The 2,699-nt window shown below is 41.3% G+C and carries 1 protein-coding gene and 2 pseudogenes; 1 reads left to right on the plus strand and 2 read right to left on the minus strand.

Going from position 1 to position 2,699, the window contains the following annotated elements:
• Window positions 1–627 (minus strand): annotated as a pseudogene (locus QUA02_RS33180) (transposase); the annotation flags it as partial.
• A gap of 504 nt (window positions 628–1,131) precedes the next feature.
• Between QUA02_RS33180 and QUA02_RS33185 the strand changes: the two are divergent.
• Window positions 1,132–1,836, plus strand: a complete 705-nt coding sequence (locus tag QUA02_RS33185) for an IS66 family transposase (RefSeq protein WP_333033978.1) — start codon at window positions 1,132–1,134, stop codon at window positions 1,834–1,836.
• A 117-nt stretch (window positions 1,837–1,953) separates the two neighbouring features.
• Here the strand turns inward: QUA02_RS33185 and QUA02_RS33190 are convergent.
• Window positions 1,954–2,628, minus strand: a pseudogene (locus QUA02_RS33190) (Rpn family recombination-promoting nuclease/putative transposase); the annotation flags it as partial.
• Window positions 2,629–2,699: the final 71 nt, after the last annotated feature.

Here is a 2,699-nt window from a genome sequence, read left to right on the forward strand (position 1 = left end):
TCAGGAATTTCCAGAGTGCTTACCTGGCAATAATTATGTGGCTCATTTGATACTGTCCTGTTTTTTTCAATTCCGAACAGAAAACCCAATTTCTGGTTTTTTAGAAATTTTAAGTTTTCTACTCCTGAATACCAACTGTCTCCTATCACTATTCTTGGCTTGACTCCCCAGCTTATTATTTCACTTACCATCTCTCTAAAATAATCGTTTTTTGTTTTTCCCTCCTTTTTATCATAAATCCTGTAATTTATTGGAACTGAATTACCATTAATATCGCTGTAATATAGAGTAATTAAATTTAAGCCAATAATTGTTTTATGGGCTTTTCCTGACCAAAAATAACTAATCAATTCGGCATTTTTAGGGTCGCTGTAAATTTTTTCTATGACTGTATCGTCTACACTTAGTATCCCTCCTGTCAAGTTGATTATTTTCTCTATCTGACTGAATAAGTCTTTCGGCTCATACCTTTCTCTTAACAAAAACCGATTGATAGAATCGTGAGAAACATCTCCCAATATCTCTGATAATCTGCTACATCCTCCCAGTTTGGGTTCTGACAACAATGCAGGAGGTGTAAAGGTCGGCGTTGCATTGTGCCGTAGAGGGTTTAGTTATTTTTCTCATTGTTCCATACTTAGAAAGGAGACGACAATTATTTATCAATACACTGTTTGGTTATTTTGTCAATGCGTAAGTCCTAATATTATACAATCTAGCTGCGTCTCAGCTTAGTCAAGAATTAAGTGAAGTAATTAACATCCACTCTCAGCAAGTAGCAAGTCTAGTCGCAAAACCAATTGAAGTCGTCGAATATCAGACACAATCGTGTAAATGCCTAGAATGTGGTGCAGTAGTCACAGGAGAACCACCCCTGGGAATAATTCCAGGACAAGACTTGAGCGTTAATCTCCAAGCACTATTAGTTTGGCTGGGAAATTATGGGCATCTTTCTTACGCCAAGCTGACGCTCGTTGTTGTGGGAACTCGGCAGGGTTGAAGTGGGAGTGGGAACACTCCAAAAAACCAATCAACGAGTAGCAGCAGCAGTTAAGCCAGCGCTCAATGCACTGTGGAAATGGGCACCTCTTCAATCAAATGTTCATGTAGATGAAACCCCCCCGGTGTGTCATGGGAGTCAAAGAATGGCTATGGACGGCTAGTGGAGAGGGATTCTGTTTATTCCATGCCGCAGATACCAGGGGACGTGTTGAATTAGAAACAATGCTGGGCACAGAATTTGCTGGAGTCTTAAGCTCAGATGATTTCAGCGTTTATAATGGTTGCCAAATCACAGCTCAACAGAAGTGTCTGGCTCATTTACGACGGCATTTCAAGAAAGTGCTGGGACTTCCCGGCAACAATAATGCAGCAGTCGCTCAAATATTTCTGTCATTAATAGATGAAGCTTTTATCGCCCATGAGTCCTGGCGAAAGACGAAGGATAAACTCACCTACGACTCGTGGGCTCAGGATTTCAAAATACGATTGAATCTTGCTTTGGCGACTTGGTATAACCAAGTTGGTTATACCGCAGGCCTGTTACTCAAATCCTTACGAGATAAGGCAGAACAGTGGTGGTATTTTCTGAATGACCCCTCGGTTCCTCCAGATAATAATTTAGCAGAACGTTCCCTACGGCTAGCTGTAACTAAGCGGAAAGTTTCTGGTGGCTCTCGTTCGATGAAACGATTTGAGGAAACCGCTGACCTACTGAGTGTAATTCAAACTTGTCGTTTTCAAGCTCGTTCAGTAATGGCTTTTTTCCGTGAGGCTATTTCTGCCCATTCTTGTGACTTGGCTCGGCCTGAACTCATTCCCCTTTTTCAGACCTGAATCCTTACAATTAAAGTTTCATCAAGATCGAGAATCAGTAGTTTTTTACTATAATCCATAATCAAAAATCGTTCATCACTAAGTCTAGCTTCACTTCCTGTAGCCAATTACTTTAAACTATGAATCGCCCGATTCCGTTCGGGATAGCTTCGCTTCACGCAAATTTTGCACGTCCTCAACGCTAAGCCCGGTAACTTGGCTAATCGTGGCATTATCTAGCTGTGAGAGTAATTGTCGGGCGATCGCGATCGCCTTGGAACGCATCCCTTGTTCTATCCCTTGTTCTATGCCTTGTTCTATACCTTCCAGAGAAGCTTTAATAATTGCTCCCTGTTGGTCATAAATAAACTGTTCTCTTCTGTCCAAATCTTCCACTTCCTCTCGGCTCAAACTGGCTTGATTCGCAATATTAAAAGCTTGATGTATTTCCGGTATCCTATCCATTGTTTCTGGAACCGATGTCAGACTTCTCGCATTTTTCATGAAATAAATCCATTTATCTGCGAGGGTTTCAAGTTCCTCCTGTCTTTTGGTAAACTTGGGTAACTCTACAAACACTAAATCCAGCTCGTTTTCAGGATAAATCAAGTTGCTCTTTACTTCTTTGTACACAAATCTCGAAATAAATTCTTCGGTGCTCGCAAACATTTCAAAATCAGTAATTGTCAAAGCAATCACTGGCTTCAGCAATCGATATCCTTGGGCTGCTTCCAATTGAAAAGCGTAAGTCTTCGCTGCATTGTACAAAACTCGTTTCCCAAAAGACTGGACGTTTAGCACTTGCATCTGACGGGGCGACAGGTCGCCTGAAGAGCAGACAGGGAGGGCACTCTAGACAAATAGCATGAAAAAAGATAGGGTAA

Source organism: Microcoleus pseudofavosus SVA1_A4 (assembly GCF_036700565.1).
In the GTDB taxonomy this organism is placed as follows: Bacteria; Cyanobacteriota; Cyanobacteriia; order Cyanobacteriales; family Microcoleaceae; genus Microcoleus.